Here is an 18,833-nt window from a genome sequence, read left to right on the forward strand (position 1 = left end):
GTACCATACACACTAAACTTAGACAGAATAATAATTCTCTCTTTTTCATATTTCTCCTTTTGTAATAAAATGTAAACCTGCTTTATATTTTATTATGTTTTTATTTTGATAGTCAATAGAGAGTTTAAACTGTAAAACCACCTATCAAAGATAATCAATTTATCTTCAATAGGTGGTTTATTTTATTCACCCTTAGCAATACGGTCTAAGAGTTCAATATAGCTTTGTTTGTTTAATGCTGGTGTAAAGTTGTCTAATACATCTTTAGCGCCTGCTGCGTCATCGTATAGTAAGTCTACGATAGTCATAGCCAAGGCTTGTGCTGTTTTAATGTACGCTACATCAGGTACAGAGATTTCGTATTCTGCGCTGTGCAGTACGCCATTAATACAGCCAACCCAAGGATGGATAACCGGCATCAAGTGAGATACGTCGCCCATATCGGTACTTGCCGTCATGTGATCGCCTTGGAATACATTTTCTTCACCAAATAGCGGATTAGAGTTTTGGCGTAACATTTCATTCATACGAACATCGTTTCTCATCGGCAAATAACCTGGCAAATCGTTAATTACACAAGTTGCCCCTACTGCATCGCCACCAGCTTTTAAGGCACGGTTTACACGACAATTGCCATCTACAATAGCGTCGATATTGGACGCACGAACGTAGCTTTCAACTTGAACATAATCAGGTATGCAGTTAACCAATGTACCACCTTGATTAATAATTGGGTGGAATCTGAAATAGTCGCTTTCTTTGAAAGTTTCACGAATGGAGTTAACCCCCATTACGCCCATCAAAGCAGCATTAAGAGCATTGATGCCTTCATGGGGTGCTTGAGCCGCATGAGCTACCTTACCGTGATATTCAATCAGTTTAGATACAAAACCATTAGAGGTACTACCAAGTCCCATTTCACCAGCTGGTGTTTTGGCTGTCTCCACATGCATTTGCATAGCCATATCAATATCGTCGAAAGCTCCTTCATAGATGAGCTGTTGCTTACCACCCATATACTTAAGCTTACCTTGCTCACGCAATTTATTGCGGTAATCAATTTCAATCATTTCCTCTGCAGGGACAGCAAATAATACGACATCCCCAGCGAGTTGATCCATCACAGCTTGTAGGCCCATAGCGACAGCAAACATATTTGTAATTTGTACATTATGACCACAACAATGGGCGGCGCCTGTTAAATCATCGGCACGAGGATGGCGAGGACAGAGAATAGCATCTAATTCCCCCACCATGGCAACCGTATATTTGCTATCACGGCCTTTCATTCTACCTTTTACACCTGTCAGTGCATGACCAGTAGTATAAGAAATGCCAAGTTCATAAAACATATCTTGAACCTTTTTAGAGGTTTTTACCTCTTTAAAACCCAATTCTGGTTCAGCCATAATAGATTCTGCTAGTTCTCGTAAACGCGGTTGTGCATCAACAATAGCTTTACAAACACGTTGTTTTACTTCTTCCTTTGTTATACGGCTCATACTATCTCCTTTATAAAATCGACCGTATAAAATACGGTCGATCATGTCATCATGATGTATAGATATCTTCTAAAATATAAATCTATAATTATATCTTAACATAATTTAGACATCTAACATTATGATTTAGTATTAAATTAAACCTTCTAAATGAAGTACTAATTGGGCTAATGCTGTTGCACAGATGAAAGTACCTGCTGTTACAGCTAGTGCAACAGGAATAATGCGCCAAGATAAGCGACGGAATGCACCAAGATCTTTACCTAAGGATAAACCAGCATAAGCAAGTACAGGTGTTGTTGTTGCAAGGAATGTAACTTGACTAGTTTTAGCAATAATCCATTCTTGGCCAGGCATACCTGGTAATGATGCAATAACACCAACTAAAGATACCCAGAATACCATAGGTAATTTATTAGCATATGGCAAGTTAGAGATTAAAGCACCAATTGTAGCAAGAACTGCCAAGATAGCTACGCCAACTAAACTATCGCTAAATAGATGTTTACCATCCATTACGTTACCTACTGCAGTGATGATAGCAGCGATACAAATAACGATGACAAATTGTGTTAATTTTTCACTTTTACTCATGATGTGCTGCCTCCTCTGCTAAATCTTGTTCACGGGTACGGCCTGTAAAGAAATTGTATGTTTTCTCCATAACTGGTAACGAAACAAATAGGCCAAAGTATACGCCTAGAACGGTAGTTAACAAGTTTGCAGCCCCAGCAAGAGCCATAATTTGTTGTTCATAATCTGGATATACTGCAATGATTGGAGCTGTAGCTGCCGCCATCATACTAGCACTACCTACGCCAGCACCCATAGCTAATGCCAATGGATGAAACCAACCAGATTGTGCCAACATGCCAGCCAATACGGAGGACCACATAGCACCGATAAGAACGCCACAGATGTACATGCCCATAACGCCACGGCCCTCAGGAGAGCTAAAGCCAAATTTATCGATAATAATCGCTACATTCGGCTCACGGTCTACAGAGTAACAAGCTCCTACTGCTTCACGACGCATACCTACTAATAAAGCTACAGGTAAACCAAATACAATAGTACCAAAGAAATGACCTAATTCTTGTAATAATAATGCCCAGCCAGCACTTGTAAGAATACCGAGATTTGGACCGATACCTAAGCCTACTTTTACCATCAGAATCATAACGGCGATACCGATATAATCAGCGGATTTTTCCATTTGTTTAATGGTAAGAATCTTAAACTTAGGAATAGAAATTAATAAACCTAGAATCAATGTGTACAATAATGGCAATAATATAACAGGACCTAGTTTTTTTATGCCTATAAATTCAGCGACTACAGTTAGTACGAGCGCTAGAAAATGTATTTTAAGATTTCCCAAAAGCTGCATAATGACCTCCTATAAAAACATATAATATAACATTGTTATATTATAAAGAATTGTTATTAAAAGTGTCAACTACAGATGCACATATGTCTATTAGTATTATATTTTTTCATATGTAACCATAGATACAGAAAAAGCACCAATACTATGATTGATGCTTTTCACATTAAATTATGGAATTTAAAAACTTAACGCTTTGTAATGGTTTACCTATTTCTTGCTCACAGTAAGAGAATAAAAGCTTTTCTAATTCCTTCCATATTGTTTTCGGAAGTTCTAAAGGCGTATCTTCACCCCACTGGTAAGCGAGAATCTGAGGTAATGCGGCTTTCACAGAACGAGAAATGCTAAGATTTGTTGTTTCTTTCACCTGCATCCAGAATGGCTCGATTCCATCTTGATGGGTAAACGCATTAGCACTTGGCACAATACCGGCAAGAGATAATAGCTGCCATCCAAGCATTATCGTTCCTAGCTGTACATTGCGACGACGAATTTGCTTTGAGTAATTTACTACCGTATCAAAGACCTTACGGTCTACGTCATACATGGCAAATAACTCTTGAATGAGCTCACTCGCTATCGCTGCATAAGCAATATTATCGAGGTTTACATCTAAGGATTCCACCACATAGGACCCATCAATTTGCGTCACATTTACATATTCCCCATCAGGTACGACTGTAATATACATGGCACTAAATGGACGTAAATAGGAACTGTTGCGCATTGTCATCATTCGCTTATGTGGAATCGATGCTTTAATAAGTCCCAAGCTAGGCGTAATAAATGTAAATACGGAATACAACTTATACTTTTTTCGACTTATGACGATGGCTAGCGTATTAAAACCACCATTAAGCTTCTTCATTTTCTTCTTCCGTTGGTTCTTCTACTGGTATAGGTGTTACTTTAATGCGAGAGATACGATATCCTTGCATTTGAGTAACTTCAAAGGTGTAACCATGAGCATCCACCGTATCACCTACGATTGGTGTACGTTCTAATAAACCAAAGACATATCCACCAATTGTATCAGAATCAGAATTATCAATTTCAATATTCATAATTTCTTCTACTTCGTCTACAAGGACCTTACCATCAAACTCGAAGGAACCATCTGCATAGGACATCGTAGCTGGTAAATGCGGCTCATGCTCGTCTTGTATATCTCCAACTAGCTCTTCTATAATATCTTCTAAGCCTACAAGACCTACCATGCCACCATATTCATCTACTACTACAGCTAGATATATACGGCGCGTTCTCATATATTGCAACAAGGTAGATAATTTCATTACTTCTGGAACAGTAAGAATATCTCGTTTAATATTGCGCAAATCCTTACGGGCTTGATTAGGGCGTTCCATTAAATCTTTAATATGAACGAGGCCAATAATGTGGTCCTTATCCTCTACACAGAGTGGATAACGTGTATGTACTTTAGAGCGAATAACCTTCATCGCTTCATCGTAACCATCTTCTACAAATACGCAGTCTACGTCTTGACGAGGCACCATAACCTCTTTCGCCATGCGATCTACGAAGTTAAAGACATTATCGATTAACTCAGACTCTACTTGGTCCAGTTGCCCTTCCTCGTGGCTTCGAGAAATCATCATGCGAATTTCTTCTTCTGAGTACACAAGATCAAGCTCTGTTAAATATTTTGTTTTGTAAAAGCCTAAAATAACATTGGAGATTTTACTAGCAATCCAAATAAATGGATACACCAATTTACCTGCAGCCACGACGATACGGCTATAGGTATTTACATATTTTGTAGGGAAGGATAAGCCCAATGCTTTAGGTACAATTTCACCGAAAATTAGGACGATTAAGCTAATAAATAGTAATAGAATAATATCTAACACTAAATGCATCCAAGTACTATGAATATTAAGAACCGCCACTATACGATCAACAATATTATCGAATACAAAAGTACCTGTGCCTGCAAGGGCCAAAATAAAGAATAGAATCAAAAACTGTGTAGTATTTAAAAAATACTCAGGATTTTGATAAAGCTTTAATAAAAATTCTCTATCCTTCTCCAAGAGGATATCCATATCCTCCACATGTTCTTTACGAAGGCGGGCAAAGGAGAACTTTGCAACCACAAAAAAGTTAATTAGAAAAATACATAACAGACCAAACCCTATGGGTAACAGGCCATCTACACTATCCATCTTTATTCCTTTCATATGATTATGGAAATACTTATTATCTTTTTATTATATCAAATTATTTTCTATAACCAAGTTCAGATAACATACCAGATTTATTTCGCCAATCTTTTTTTACCTTAACCCAAAGATCTAAGTAAACCTTTGTAGCTAATAGTTTTTGAATATCTGCACGCGCTTCAGCACCAAGTTGTTTTAACAAAGCACCTTTTTTACCGATGATAATGCCCTTTTGAGAGTCTCTTTCACAGTAGATTGTAGCGCGGATATAGGTAGTACCATCATCACGTGTTTTCATTTCATCTACGTCTACAGCGATAGCATGAGGAATCTCATCTCGTGTAGCTAACAAGATTTTTTCACGAACGATATCGGAAATAATAAGACGTTCCGGTTGATCCGTAATCATATCCTCTGGGAAATATTGTGGACCTTCCGGCAATGTTTCCTCTAGAACCTTAAGAATTTCAGATAAGTTCTCTTTATCTTTTGCAGAAATAGGAATGACCCCTGCAAAAGGATATGCATCTTGATAAGAAACGATTGCTTCTAAAAGCTCTTCTTTTTTTAGTGTATCAATTTTGTTGACTACCAAAAAAACAGGAACTTTTACTCGTTTTAATTGTTCAATAATAAAGTTATCCCCGGGGCCACGTTTTTCATTGCCTGCTACGACAAATAAAACGGCTTCCGTTTCTTTTAAGGACTCAATAGCAGCATCTACCATGAATTCGCCTAGCTTATGTTTTGGCTTATGAACACCTGGTGTATCCATAAATACGATTTGTTTGGCTTCATCTGTATATACGCAGATGATACGGTTGCGTGTCGTTTGAGCCTTATCGGATACGATAGCAATCTTATCGCCAATAAGAGCGTTGATTAAGGTAGATTTACCCACATTAGGGCGTCCTACAACGGCAACAAAGCCTGATTTAAAATGTTCGTTCTTATTCATTATATGGTGCATCCTCCCGCACATAACCCAGATTACCTAGGATAAATTCTTCCTCTGTACGCATCTCTTTTTTATCTTCATCGTTCATATGGTCATAGCCTAAAATATGTAAGCAACTGTGAGTCGTTAAATATGCTAATTCTCGTTCAAAACTATGTCCATATTCAATAGCTTGTTCACGAGTGCGCTCTAAGGATATAATCATATCACCAAGTAAGTGATGTTCCTCTTCACTACCTTCGTAATCATCCCCTTCATTGAGGGCAAAGGATAATACATCTGTAGGTCTATCAATGCCTCGATATTCCTTATTCAGCTCATGAATTTTAGCATTATTGCAGAGTAAAATACTCATTTCATCTTCGTCGAGGCCATATACGCGACTCACTTCATCGCAGACCTTGCGTATAACAGCCTCAATATTGGAATCCTCTTGAATTCCTTCATCATAGCTAATGTTTATATACATGCTTATCCTTTCGCTACACTCTCTTTAGATGCTGCGTTAGTTTCCGCAGTCTCACCAGCTAATTTACGTTCATGATACTGATCGTAAGCTTTTACAATACGGCCTACTAAATCGTGACGAACAACGTCTTGATCACTAAAGTAAACCATATTAATACCAGGCACATGACGCAATACCTTTTCAGCCTCTCCGAGACCAGATACGACACGTGGAGGCAAGTCGATTTGTGTCTTATCACCATTGACTACCATTTTAGAGTTGTTACCCAAACGGGTTAAGAACATCTTCATCTGTTCTGCCGTCGTATTTTGAGCCTCATCGAGAATGACAAAGGCATTTTCTAAGGTACGACCACGCATGTACGCTAGTGGTGCTACCTCGATAGTACCGCGCTCCATAAAGCGTTGCACTTGCTCGATACCAAACATTTCGTGTAATGCATCATAAAGAGGTCTCAAATATGGGTCTACTTTGTCTTGTAATTCACCAGGTAAGAAGCCTAAACGTTCACCAGCCTCTACGGCAGGGCGTGTCAAAATAATTTTATCTACATTGCGGTTTTTTAAATAGAATGCAGCTAAAGCTACTGCTAGGAATGTTTTACCTGTACCAGCAGGACCAATACCAAAAGTAATAGTATTTTTTCGGATACTATCTACATAGTATTTTTGACCTTCAGTTTTAGGCGTAATATTTTTACCGCGCATATTAACGGATAAAGTATCCTCAAACATAGTATGAACAGCATCAGCTTTACCATTAGCCACGAGTTTAGCCGCAATGCGCACCTGAGACTCAGTAATCGTACTGCCTTCACGATAGAGAAATACTAATTCTTCAAGAGTACGATAGAGGGCATTGACTTGGTCTTCATCCCCCTTGATAACTACCGTATCACCTCGAGCTACTACATCGGCAGAAATTACCTCAAGCATCATATGTAAATATCGATTATGTTGACCTAGTATGGATTGTGCTAGGTCATATGTAGGAAATGTAAATACTTGTTCGCTCATACAACCTCCTAATCTATAAATTTACGAACTGCTTTACCATTTAGGTAATCACAGAGATCACCTTGATGAGCATCTAGTTCGTCTAGTTTATCATCAATTAAATCTTGTACGCGCCACCAACCCATGGACCAGTTTGTAAAAAGCGTATTATCTTCAGGCGCTCTCCCTACAAGACGCTGTAAAACAATGTCAGGGTGTAAATGACGTACAAAATTAACAACCCGGTCAGCATATTCTTCAGCACTGATTAAGGTGAACTGACCTTCTTGATACCACTTGGCCATCAATGTATTTTTTACAATATACAAAGCATGCAGTTTCACTTGATCAACACCGAGTGCAGATAAAATACGAGCCCCTTCGATTGTATCCTTCATTGTATCCCATGGTAAATTAACTATCATATGAGTAGTTATGTTAAATCCATATCGCTTAATCCGTAATACGGCATCAATAAACTGGGCTAAATCATGACCGCGATTAATTTTTTCTAACGTCTCATAGTTAACCGTTTGAAGACCTAACTCAATATAGATATCCTTTTGAAATCGCTTTCTAATATCCGCCAATATTTCTAAGTATTCATCGGCAATACAATCGGGTCTAGTTGCAATAGCAATGCCCACGGCTTCATCGATACAACCTTGTTCAATATAGCTTTTAAAATCATCAAGATTCAAGTAGGTATTACTAAAGTTTTGGTAATAAGGGATGAACTTCTTTGCTTTATATTTAGGGCCTATGTGAGCAATATTTTCCTCTAATTGCATGCGCACCGTCATCCAGGCAGGACGATTTTCGTAGCCCGCGCCAATTTCACCACAAAAGGTACAGCCTCCAACACCAGCCGAACCATCTCTGTTAGGACAGGTCAAGGGTAGTGCTACAGGTAATTTATAAACCTTTTCCCCATATGTTTCTTTATAATATTTAGATACCATGCGGTATCGTTTTGGTCTCGTTGTATCGGTCATAACACTCCTATTAAACTAACCAATCATCGCTTATTATGTAATATTTCAACTATCATAAATTCTCTAATCTTTTGATTATAAAAAATTAGATAAACTATTTTTATATTACTAACAAGCCTCTATTTCAGGACGTATAAAAGGTTTTACCTCTTTATTTACGTCGATTACAACTGTAAAAGGTACATTTGGTACATTCTCTATACCTAATACTTTAGCCGTGTCCTTAGACATAGGCATTTCTACATATTGTTGACGAATTTTGCGCCACTCTTTAAATGTATAATTAGGAATATACTGAGATGCAATTTTTTCATTGCGCCAGAATGCTTCCCCTTCTTGTAAAAGTTCTTTTGTCTGCTTCGGTAAACCTACGGCTTCACTGCGGACCTTACCACGATAGCTAACGAGTGTATCATATTGTAATAATTCGGCAGCTACTGTATCACCTTTAGACAAGAAAAAATTGTACAAGAACTCTATTTGATCTATATCTTTCAAATTAATCTTATGATTCCCTGCATCAAGCCAAGATTGTGTCATGTCACAAAAATAGGAAAAGGCATCGTTTTTTGTCTCCACTTTAGAAGGATCATACTTTTTCATAGGTGGTACATGATTAGTTTCTGTATCTTCCCCAGTTATAGATGTATCAGTATGTTCTTTTATAAGCTTACTACCAATATAGCCAAACACAGTTCTAAATCGTTCACTATTATAAAAGCGTTCAAAGACATCTTCAAAGTGTTTTAAGAAACGTATATCTCTATAAGGGAGCACGTGAGTACTTAATACCTCATATGGCGCTAAGGGATCACTAATGTATTGATACTCCTCCATACGGCGTACACCAGAACCTTTTAACAGTTTTAAAAATCCAATTTGTAACGCATGTGGCTGTAAACTAAAAAGATCATTAAAGGATAATCCAAACCGCTGTTTATTTTCGTAAGGCAGGCCTACAATTAAATCCATGTGCACATGAGTTCGGCCTGCTTCAATAATAGGGCGAATAGCCTTTTGAATATACGGCCAATCATTATATCGATTAATAGCATCTAAGGTTTTCTTATGTGTACTTTGAACCCCTACCTCAATTTGAATACGGCCTGGTGGTGTTTCACAGAGAATATTTGTTTCCCATTCCGTCATTAGCTCTGGTTCCATTTCTAGATGGAAATTCGTCTCCGTATCGGCATCACGCATGAATTCCATCATAGGTCGATGATGATGTGGCGCACAGTTAAAAGTTCTATCAACAAATTTAACTTGTTTTACCTTATGATCGATAAACCACTGTAGTTCTTTAAAAGTTCTTTCCTGCGGAAAAAAGCGAACTGTATTTTTATTACCAGATAAACAGTACTGACAAGAGAATGGACACCCTCGAGAGGATTCATAGTAGATGATTTTATATTCTAAATCTATCATATCCTCTTCTACATATGGGAATGGTATAGTACTCAGATCTTTTACCTCCACCGTATCAGTAGAGCCCAGGAGTCGGCCAGAAATGTGTCGACCACGTACGCCAGGAATCTGCTCTTCTAAGCCATCCTTGCCAGCGATTAGTGCACTAATAAGTTGATAAAAAGCTTCTTCCCCCTCACCTTGTACGACATAGTCCACAGCAGCACAACGATTTAAGATTTCATCGGCTGTGAAAGACACCTCTGGCCCACCTAAAATAATTTTAATATCTGGTCGCACAGCTTTCACCATGTCTACTACATGTAAAGTCATCTCAATATTCCAGATATAGCAAGCAAAGCCCAATACATCTATATTGCGCTCTGTAATATCGCTAAGAATATGTAAAACAGGCATATTAATAGTATATTCTACTATATCGTATGCCTGTCCGTGAGCCTGCCCATACGCTTTGAGATAACGCAAAGCCAGAGAAGAATGTATAAATTTTGAGTTTAATGTGGATAAAACTACATTCATAGGTCCCCTTTAAATCATCGAATGGCTCAGCCACCGTCTAGTCATAATATATCTATTATACCATTAAAAGAGACTAAATATAATAGAAATAATAGCACCCACTAAAATAACAACAGATGCGACAGTGAGAATGATACTACCAAAGAATACAACAGCAGCCAAAATAATCCCTAAAACAATGAACAATATAATTCGACTAAGCCAGCTTGTACTATTAAAGCTATACACCTTAACTTTCGGTTCATATTGATTGTTTTCATCGTAATATTGTTGCTCGTCATTGATATTGGTTGGCGTTGAATCTACATGGACAAAATCGCCTACCTCTTCAATAGTTACACCATCAAATTCTCGTCTCTCATCGTCGGATAATACGCGTGTATTAGGTTCACCAGAATAAGTACTGCGACTATAAGTATCATCTGATTGACCATTTCTATATGTATTTTGATTATTGTTTATATTGTGTTGATCATTCATATGTATTTCCTTTATATGAACAAAAACTAATTGATTTTATACAATTTATTATACCATATTTTACCATCATAATGGCAAATAGAAATCCCTTCAAATATAAAGCCATATATCTGAAGGGATTGTATTTTTATATATTGATTAATGTTAATATATGCTTACACGTAGATTAGTCATTTAAGAATTTCTTAAGTAATTCATTTACCATTCCCGGATTAGCTCGGCCTTTAGATTCCTTCATAACTTGACCAACTAAGAAGCCTATAGCCTTACCATTACCACTCTTGAAGTCTGCCACTGGTTGTGGATTATTAGCAATAACTTGCTTAACAATTTCTTCAATAGCACCAGTATCTGTGATTTGAACTAGACCTTCCTCTTTTACAATAGTATCAGCATCCTTGCCGGATTCCCACATGGATACGATAACTTTTTTCGCAATTTTGCCGGAAATTGTACCTTTATCGATAAGAGCAATCATACCAGCCAAGTTTTCAGGACTTACCTTGGATTCAGCAAATGTTAAACCACTTTCGTTAATCATCTTAGATAAGTCACCAAGCATCCAGTTGGCCACAGTTTTAGAATCTGCACCTGCTTTAACAGTATCATCTAAGAAGTCTGCAGTCTTACGAGATACTGTGAGAATTGTAGCATCCTCACGAGACAAACCATATTCAGATACAAAGCGTGCAATTTTAGCATCTTGTAATTCTGGCAATGCACGGCGCACTTCTTCGATTTTTTCGTCTGTAATTACGATTGGTACCAAATCTGGTTCAGGGAAGTAACGGTAGTCGTTTTCTTCGTCTTTTTTACGCATACCAATAGTAATGCCTTGAGCATCATCCCAAGTACGTGTTTCTTGATCTACTTTGCCACCAGCCTCGATCAACTTAGCTTGACGCAACGCTTCATATTCAACAACTTTTTGAATTGCAGTTAAAGAGTTAACATTTTTAGTTTCTGTACGTGTACCAAATTCTGTAGTGCCACGTAAACGTACGGATACGTTACAGTCACCACGCAAAGAACCTTCTTCCATACGACCGTCAGATACTTCTAAATATTGCAAAATAGAACGTAATTTTTCAACGTATGCTCGCGCTTCTGCACCGGAACGAATATCTGGTTCAGATACGATTTCAAGAAGAGGTACACCCGTACGGTTGTAGTCAACATTAGAAGATTTAGAGTCGGAAATAGTGTTGCCACTATGAACGAGTTTGCCTGCATCTTCTTCCATATGAATACGGGTAATACCAATGCGTTTAGTTTCACCATTAACCTCAATATCTAAATGACCATTTAGGCAAATTGGCAAATCATATTGAGATGTTTGATAGTTTTTAGGCAAATCAGGATAATAGTAGTTTTTACGGTCAAATTTGTTAAAGTTAAGGATTTCACAATTCAATGCTAAACCTACTTTGATAGCAAATTCTACTACTTGTTTATTTAACACAGGCATAGCACCAGGTAAGCCTAGGCATACTGGGCATACATGTGTATTTTGATCGCCGCCGAATTCAGTGGTACAACCACAGAAGATTTTAGACTTAGTCTTAAGCTCTGTATGAACCTCTAAACCAACGACTGTTTCGTATTTACTACTCATATAGAAACCTCCCCAGTTGGTGCTACTAATTGACAGTCTGGACGTGCTTGTTCAAATGTGAAAGCGGCACGTAACAATGTTTCTTCACCCATAGCAGGACCGAGCAATTGCAAGCCAATTGGCAAATTGCTGCTGCTCATACCTGCTGGAATGCTAATACCTGGAATGCCTGCAAGGTTTGCTGGTACTGTACAGATATCTTCTAAGTACATTGCCAATGGATCATTTGCTTTTTCACCAAATTTATAAGACGTATTAGGTGCAGTTGGTGTTAAGATCAAATCCACTTTGGAGAATGCTTCATCAAATTCATTTTTAATGAGGCGGCGAACTTTTAATGCTTTCAAATAGTAAGCATCATAGTAACCAGCACTCAATACATATGTACCTAACAAGATACGACGTTGTACTTCTGGACCAAAGCCTTCTGTACGAGTTTTAGTAGACATTTCTACTAAATTATCCGCCGGTACGCGCATACCATAGCTTACACCGTCATAACGAGCCAAGTTGGAACTTGCCTCTGCCAATGCGATGATATAGTATGCAGACAACGCATATTTAGAGTTAGGCAAGGAAATCTCAACGATTTCAGCACCTAATTTTTTATATGTTTCGATAGCCTCTTCCATAGCTTTGCGAACTTCGTTATCGAGACCTTCGCCAAAGAATTCTTTTGGCACACCGATTTTAAGATTTTTTACATCATTTACAAGAGCAGTAGTGTAATCTACACGAGCACCTGGAATCGATGTAGAATCCTTTGTATCATAACCAGAAATAGCATTCAATACCAATGCAGCATCCGTTACATCCCGTGTAACAGGTCCAATTTGATCTAAAGAAGATGCAAAAGCAATAAGGCCGTAACGGGATACATTACCATAGGTTGGTTTCAATCCAACTACACCGCAGAAAGAGGCTGGTTGACGAATGGATCCACCTGTATCAGAACCGAGAGCCCAAATTGCAGAACCACTGGAAACAGCAGCTGCACTACCACCAGAAGAACCACCCGGTACACAGTCAATATTCCATGGATTAGTCGTTTTTGCTAATGCAGAATTCTCTGTAGAACCGCCCATAGCAAATTCATCCATATTAAGTTTACCAAGGCTAATATAATGATTGTCTTGTAAGCGTTCGATAACAGACGCATTGTATGGAGGCACAAAGTTCTCTAACATTTTAGACGCACAAGTTGCAGGTTCGTCTTTGATACAAATATTATCTTTAATCGCACCAGGAATACCAGCTAATGGAGAAACCGCTTCACCCTTAGCAATTGCTTCGTCTACAACCTTAGCTATAGTTAAAGCACGGTCATGAGAATCGGACAAGTACGCATGCACAGTCGGTTCCACTTTAGCTTTATGAGCAATAACAGCATTCGTCAATTCAACGGCACTGATTTCTTTATTCACAAGTTTCTTATGTAATTCATGAATTGTCGGCACAGCAAAATCTCCTATTCTTGTACAACACGAGGCACTTTAAAGTACCCATCTTCTGCTTCTGGAGCATTGGATAAAGCTAACTCATGATCAAGGGATGGTTTCTTTTCATCCTCTCTAAACACATTGTGTAAAGGTACAGCATGAGCCATTGGTTCAACACCATCTAGTTCTAATGCATCTAGTTCAGCAACATAGGTCAAGATGTCGGACAACTCTTTTTCTACATGTGCCATATGTTCTTCTTTAACTTCCAAACGTGAAAGCAAGGCGATTTTTTTTATTTCCTCTTGGCTGATTTTCATCGGAACACATCCTTTCATAATTACTTATTATAAAGCATAGATGTATTATTTTCAAAGAAATTACTATACCTATACAGCGACTTTACGTAGGACGGAGCAAGCAGGTATAGTAATTTCTTTTTTACTAATTATTGCTAATAAAACGGGGTCCCATCAAAAATTAAATATCTTCTCCAAGTTCTTTTAATAGTTTTACGAATTCTTCTTCGTTTATCACACGGATACCCAATTCATTTGCTTTAGTGAGTTTACTACCACTATCTTCACCAGCTATAACAAGTGTTGTCTTCTTAGAAACGGAACCAGTAACCTTAGCCCCATGAGCTTCAAGAATTTTACCAGCTTCAGTGCGTCCCATCACCTCAAGCTTGCCTGTGAGAACGACGATTTCGCCTTCCAATTGATTGCCTGCAGCTTCTACTACATCTACAGTCATCTTAAGACCTGCTTGAGTTAAGCCTTCAATAATTGCCACATGTGCTGGATCTTGACGATATTCAATAATGCTATCTGCCATTGTGGGACCGATTTCTTCAACTGCAACTAGCTCATCCTTAGTAATAGTCATGAACCGTTCCATAGATTTGACTACATTAGCTATAGTGGTAGCAGCCTTAGAGCCAATTAAACGGATTCCTAAACCATATAAGACTCGATCCAAACCGCGTGATTTAGAATCATTAATAGCCTTCACCAAATTTTCTGCAGATTTTTTACCCATACGATCCATCGTAACAAGTTGATCCACAGTTAAGTGATATAAATCAACCACATTTGTAATTAACTTGTTGTTGATTAAATTTTCTACGATACTAGGACCAAGGCCATCGATATTCATAGCATCACGAGAGGCAAAGTGGATAATTTGTTCCTTTTCAATAGCTGGACAATGTTTATTCGTACATCGAACTGCCGCTTCTCCTTCACGACGAACTGCAGGAGATTCACATACAGGACATGTATTAGGAATTGTAAAAGGAATTTCAGAACCATTTCGCTTTTCAGGAACAACACGGATAACCTCCGGAATGATTTCCGCCGCCTTGTGAATGATAACGTGGTCCCCAATACGAATATCCTTTTCATCGATAAAATCTTGGTTGTGTAATGTGACTCGGCTTACGTTCGTACCAGATACAAATACCGATTCAAGCTCACCAGTAGGAGTTAGAACCCCTGTGCGACCTACATTAATGGTAATATCTTTAAGGATTGTTTCCACTTCTTCAGGTGGATACTTGTACGCAGTGGCCCATTTAGGATCCTTTGCAGTGCTACCAAGAACCTCTTGATCATCAAAGCTATTTACCTTAATAACCATTCCATCTGTATCATATGGAAGTTCATGGCGCTTATCACCCCAATAATTAATGGCTTCAATTACTTCATCAATTGTTTTACATACACGATAATGAGGATTTACAGAGAACTTAAAGTTCTCTAAGCTCTTAAGCAATTCCTCTTGGCTATGAATATTGGCTCCCACTTCAGAACCTATAGCATATGCGAAAAATGCTAAATTCCGGTTAGCAGTAATAGCTGGGTCTTGTTGGCGTAAGGAACCTGCTGCAGCATTTCGGGGATTTACAAAGGTTGGGAGACCTTCTTCATCACGTTCTTCATTAATACGTTTAAATTCACTATGAGGCATATATGCTTCACCGCGAACTTCAATAAACTCAGGTGCATTATCTAAAAATAATGGAATAGATTTAATGGTACGTACATTAGCTGTTACATCTTCGCCAACGCGACCATCACCACGCGTAACAGCACGGACAAACATACCATTTTCATAATGTAAATTAACCGCTAAGCCATCGATTTTTAGTTCTACAACATACGCAGAAGGCTTATGGCCAAGTTCCTTTTCTACACGATTGCCAAATGCTCGTACTTCATCAGCATTAAATACATTGCTAAGGCTTAACATAGGACGTCCATGAACGACCTTTTCAAAGGAGCCTTCCACCTTCATACCAACCCGTTGTGTTGGAGAAGATGGCACAATATATTCAGGATGAGCTGTTTCTAACTCCACAAGCTCACGATATTTTTTATCATATTCAAAGTCGCTCATAGTAGGAGCATCCTTTACGTAGTATAAGTACTGCGCATGAGTGAGTTCCTGTTGCAACTCTTTAATTCTATCTTTCGGATCCATTTTATATCCTTTTTTACAGAAATATAGTTATTTAAATAATTGTATATGTTCCCCATTTAACCATATACATAATTAGGATAATCATCCCTTTTTAACTGGTGCAAATTTTGCCATTACAACGCGCACACCTTGTGTAGGAAACTCAATGGTCAATTTCATACCAGCACCTTCACCAGTTACGTTGATTACTTTGCCATTACCCCATTTACTATGAATCGCCGTATCGCCCACCTTCCAGTCGGCAATTACTTCATTGCGTACGATTGGCTTCGTCACGGGGCGGCTAGTAACACTCATATGTTGAGGTACATGACGTTTAATATCATCAGGCACTTTACGCTTAGCACGTAAGCCATCTACTAATTCTTCGGGAATTTCATCGATAAATCGAGATGGTAAATAACTACTAGTACGGCCAAATACTGTTCTAGTAGTGGCATTAGAAATATATAATTCCTTTTCAGCACGCGTAATGCCTACATACGCAAGACGACGTTCCTCTTCAATTTCTTCAGAGTTCATCAAGGTACGACTATGAGGAAATAAACCTTCTTCCAAACCACATAAGAATACAATAGGAAATTCCAGACCTTTTGCGGCATGTAATGTCATCAATGTCACCTTAGCCTCTTCTTGCTCAAAAGAATCTACATCATTGACAAGCGCGACTTGCTCTAAAAAGTCCTCTACAGTACCAGATGGATTTGTATCTTGGAAGTCTTTTGCCACAGATAAAAGCTCACCAATATTCTCAGCACGAGCTTGATCCTGCGGGTCTGTACTCTCTTCTAATTGTGCCAAATAACCTGTTCTATCTAGAATAGATTCCAAGATATCTAGTACAGTTCGATTCTCCATTTCAGATATAAGAGTAAAGATGAGAATACCAAATTCTTCTAACTTTTCCTTAGTTTTTCCCTTAATAGAATCAATTAAATGTAATTGCGTAAGCGTCATAAATAAAGATGTACCATTCGCACGAGCATATTCTTGTAGCTTAGCAACCGTAGTGGCCCCAATACTCCGTTTAGGCACATTGATAATACGCAACAAGCTCAAATCATCAAAAGGATTATATAATACGCGTAGATATGCTAAAACATCTTTGATTTCCTTACGATCATAGAACTTTGTGCCCCCTACCATCGTATAAGGTAAGGCCCGCTTAATGAGTGCTTCCTCAAGGACACGAGACTGGGCATTTGTACGATATAAAATGGCCATATCCCCGTATGGAACATCGTAAATATCATGTTTCTTTGCGATTGTGTCACCGATAAAAGCAGCTTCCTCATGTTCAGATTGAGCCGTAAAATGCTGAATTTTCGCACCTTCCATCTTATCGGTCCAAAGATTTTTCTCTGGACGGCCCTCATTATTATCGATAACAGCATTGGCTGCATCTAGAATAATCTTAGTTGAGCGATAATTTTGCTCCAATTTTATAGATGTGCAATTAGGATAGTCTTTTTCAAAATCTAAGATGTTTTGAATATCCGCACCACGCCAAGCATAAATACTTTGGTCAGCATCCCCTACGACGGCAATATTCTTCCAATGTGAAGCTAATAATTTCGCCAATAAATATTGTGTATGGTTCGTATCTTGATACTCGTCAATCATAACATAACGGAAACGATGACTATATTTATCAAGAACAGCTGCATTAGACTGTAATAATTTAACGGCTACTAATAAAAGATCATCAAAGTCTAATGCATTATTCTTGCGCAACTCTCGCTCATAATACTCATAAACATCGGCAACCTTTTGTTGGTAAAAGTCTCGCGCTTGTTTTCTAAAATCAGAAGCAAAAAGCAATTGATTCTTAGCATCTGATATGGCGGCTATCATAGCCCCTACTGGATAGTATTTATCATCCAAATTTAATGCTTTCAATGCGGCCTTAATAACAGCTTGAGAATCAGATGTGTCATAGATAGTAAAATTGCTGTTATACCCTAAGAAACTATCGATTTCAAAGCGTAAAAACTTAGCACAAAAACTATGGAATGTACTGAGCCATATACGATTTGCCACATCGCCAACAAGACCTTCTACACGGCTTTTCATTTCTTTCGCCGCTTTATTGGTGAAAGTAATGGCCAATATTTCATAAGGATTAACACCTTGTGCCAATAAATGTGCAATACGAACTGTTAAGACCTTTGTTTTACCAGATCCAGCACCGGCTAAAATCAATAAAGGGCCTTCCGTATGCTGGACAGCTTGTTGTTGTTCTTTATTTAAACCTGTTAATAATGAATTCATCGAAACACACCTATTGCCCTTACATATGTAATACAAACTTCAAATATACATAAATAATCTTTAATAAGCTGTGAAACAAGTATGTATAGTTAAAAGCTAAATTAT

Annotated in this window: 16 protein-coding genes; all 16 read right to left on the reverse strand. The window is 38.1% G+C overall.

The window, feature by feature from the left end; translation table 11 throughout:
* Positions 1-182: 182 nt before the first annotated feature.
* Positions 183-1,502, reverse strand: a complete 1,320-nt coding sequence (locus tag HMPREF1865_RS00515; protein WP_021148188.1) for an amidohydrolase — start codon at positions 1,500-1,502, stop codon at positions 183-185.
* Positions 1,503-1,634: 132 nt separating this feature from the next.
* On the reverse strand, positions 1,635-2,096 hold the full coding sequence (locus tag HMPREF1865_RS00520) for a hypothetical protein (RefSeq protein ID WP_004695934.1): 462 nt from the start codon (positions 2,094-2,096) through the stop codon (positions 1,635-1,637).
* Positions 2,089-2,892, reverse strand: a complete 804-nt coding sequence (locus HMPREF1865_RS00525; protein WP_060918838.1) for a DUF3100 domain-containing protein — start codon at positions 2,890-2,892, stop codon at positions 2,089-2,091. The genes HMPREF1865_RS00520 and HMPREF1865_RS00525 overlap by 8 nt, the downstream gene beginning before the upstream one ends.
* Before the next feature lie 163 nt (positions 2,893-3,055).
* Positions 3,056-3,760, reverse strand: a complete 705-nt coding sequence (recO, locus tag HMPREF1865_RS00530; protein WP_060918839.1) for a DNA repair protein RecO — start codon at positions 3,758-3,760, stop codon at positions 3,056-3,058.
* Positions 3,747-5,078: a hemolysin family protein gene (locus HMPREF1865_RS00535; protein WP_060918840.1), complete on the reverse strand. Its 1,332-nt coding sequence runs from the start codon at positions 5,076-5,078 to the stop codon at positions 3,747-3,749. The genes recO and HMPREF1865_RS00535 overlap by 14 nt, the downstream gene beginning before the upstream one ends.
* 55 nt (positions 5,079-5,133) lie before the next feature.
* Positions 5,134-6,033 carry a GTPase Era gene (gene era / locus HMPREF1865_RS00540; protein WP_060918841.1) on the reverse strand — a complete coding sequence of 300 codons (900 nt, stop codon included), beginning with the start codon at positions 6,031-6,033 and terminating at the stop codon, positions 5,134-5,136.
* Positions 6,026-6,502 carry an rRNA maturation RNase YbeY gene (gene ybeY, locus HMPREF1865_RS00545; protein ID WP_060918842.1) on the reverse strand — a complete coding sequence of 159 codons (477 nt, stop codon included), beginning with the start codon at positions 6,500-6,502 and terminating at the stop codon, positions 6,026-6,028. Before ybeY ends, era begins: the two co-directional genes overlap by 8 nt.
* Positions 6,503-6,504: 2 nt before the next feature.
* Positions 6,505-7,518, reverse strand: coding sequence for a PhoH family protein (locus HMPREF1865_RS00550; protein ID WP_004696978.1), 1,014 nt, complete (start codon positions 7,516-7,518; stop codon positions 6,505-6,507).
* Between the two features lie 8 nt (positions 7,519-7,526).
* Positions 7,527-8,492, reverse strand: a complete 966-nt coding sequence (gene mnmL / locus HMPREF1865_RS00555; RefSeq protein ID WP_004697313.1) for a tRNA modification radical SAM protein MnmL/YtqA — start codon at positions 8,490-8,492, stop codon at positions 7,527-7,529.
* Positions 8,493-8,600: 108 nt separating this feature from the next.
* On the reverse strand, positions 8,601-10,439 hold the full coding sequence (locus HMPREF1865_RS00560) for a B12-binding domain-containing radical SAM protein (protein ID WP_060918843.1): 1,839 nt from the start codon (positions 10,437-10,439) through the stop codon (positions 8,601-8,603).
* A gap of 63 nt (positions 10,440-10,502) precedes the next feature.
* Positions 10,503-10,919 carry a DUF308 domain-containing protein gene (locus HMPREF1865_RS00565; RefSeq protein ID WP_060918844.1) on the reverse strand — a complete coding sequence of 139 codons (417 nt, stop codon included), beginning with the start codon at positions 10,917-10,919 and terminating at the stop codon, positions 10,503-10,505.
* A gap of 166 nt (positions 10,920-11,085) precedes the next feature.
* A complete protein-coding gene (gatB, locus tag HMPREF1865_RS00570) occupies positions 11,086-12,534 on the reverse strand; it encodes an Asp-tRNA(Asn)/Glu-tRNA(Gln) amidotransferase subunit GatB (protein ID WP_060918845.1) in 1,449 nt (482 codons plus the stop codon).
* Positions 12,531-13,991, reverse strand: coding sequence for an Asp-tRNA(Asn)/Glu-tRNA(Gln) amidotransferase subunit GatA (gene gatA / locus HMPREF1865_RS00575; protein ID WP_060918846.1), 1,461 nt, complete (start codon positions 13,989-13,991; stop codon positions 12,531-12,533). The genes gatB and gatA overlap by 4 nt, the downstream gene beginning before the upstream one ends.
* An 11-nt stretch (positions 13,992-14,002) precedes the next feature.
* On the reverse strand, positions 14,003-14,293 hold the full coding sequence (gatC, locus tag HMPREF1865_RS00580; RefSeq protein ID WP_004695967.1) for an Asp-tRNA(Asn)/Glu-tRNA(Gln) amidotransferase subunit GatC: 291 nt from the start codon (positions 14,291-14,293) through the stop codon (positions 14,003-14,005).
* Between the two features lie 160 nt (positions 14,294-14,453).
* Positions 14,454-16,457, reverse strand: coding sequence for an NAD-dependent DNA ligase LigA (ligA, locus tag HMPREF1865_RS00585; protein WP_060918847.1), 2,004 nt, complete (start codon positions 16,455-16,457; stop codon positions 14,454-14,456).
* An 81-nt stretch (positions 16,458-16,538) separates the two neighbouring features.
* The gene (pcrA, locus tag HMPREF1865_RS00590) at positions 16,539-18,728 is read right to left on the reverse strand and encodes a DNA helicase PcrA (RefSeq protein ID WP_060918848.1); all 2,190 of its coding nucleotides are present in this window, start codon (positions 18,726-18,728) and stop codon (positions 16,539-16,541) included.
* Positions 18,729-18,833: the final 105 nt, after the last annotated feature.

Origin of the sequence: Veillonella parvula, assembly GCF_001553335.1 — a bacterium.
In the GTDB taxonomy this organism is placed as follows: Bacteria; Bacillota; Negativicutes; order Veillonellales; family Veillonellaceae; genus Veillonella; species Veillonella parvula_S.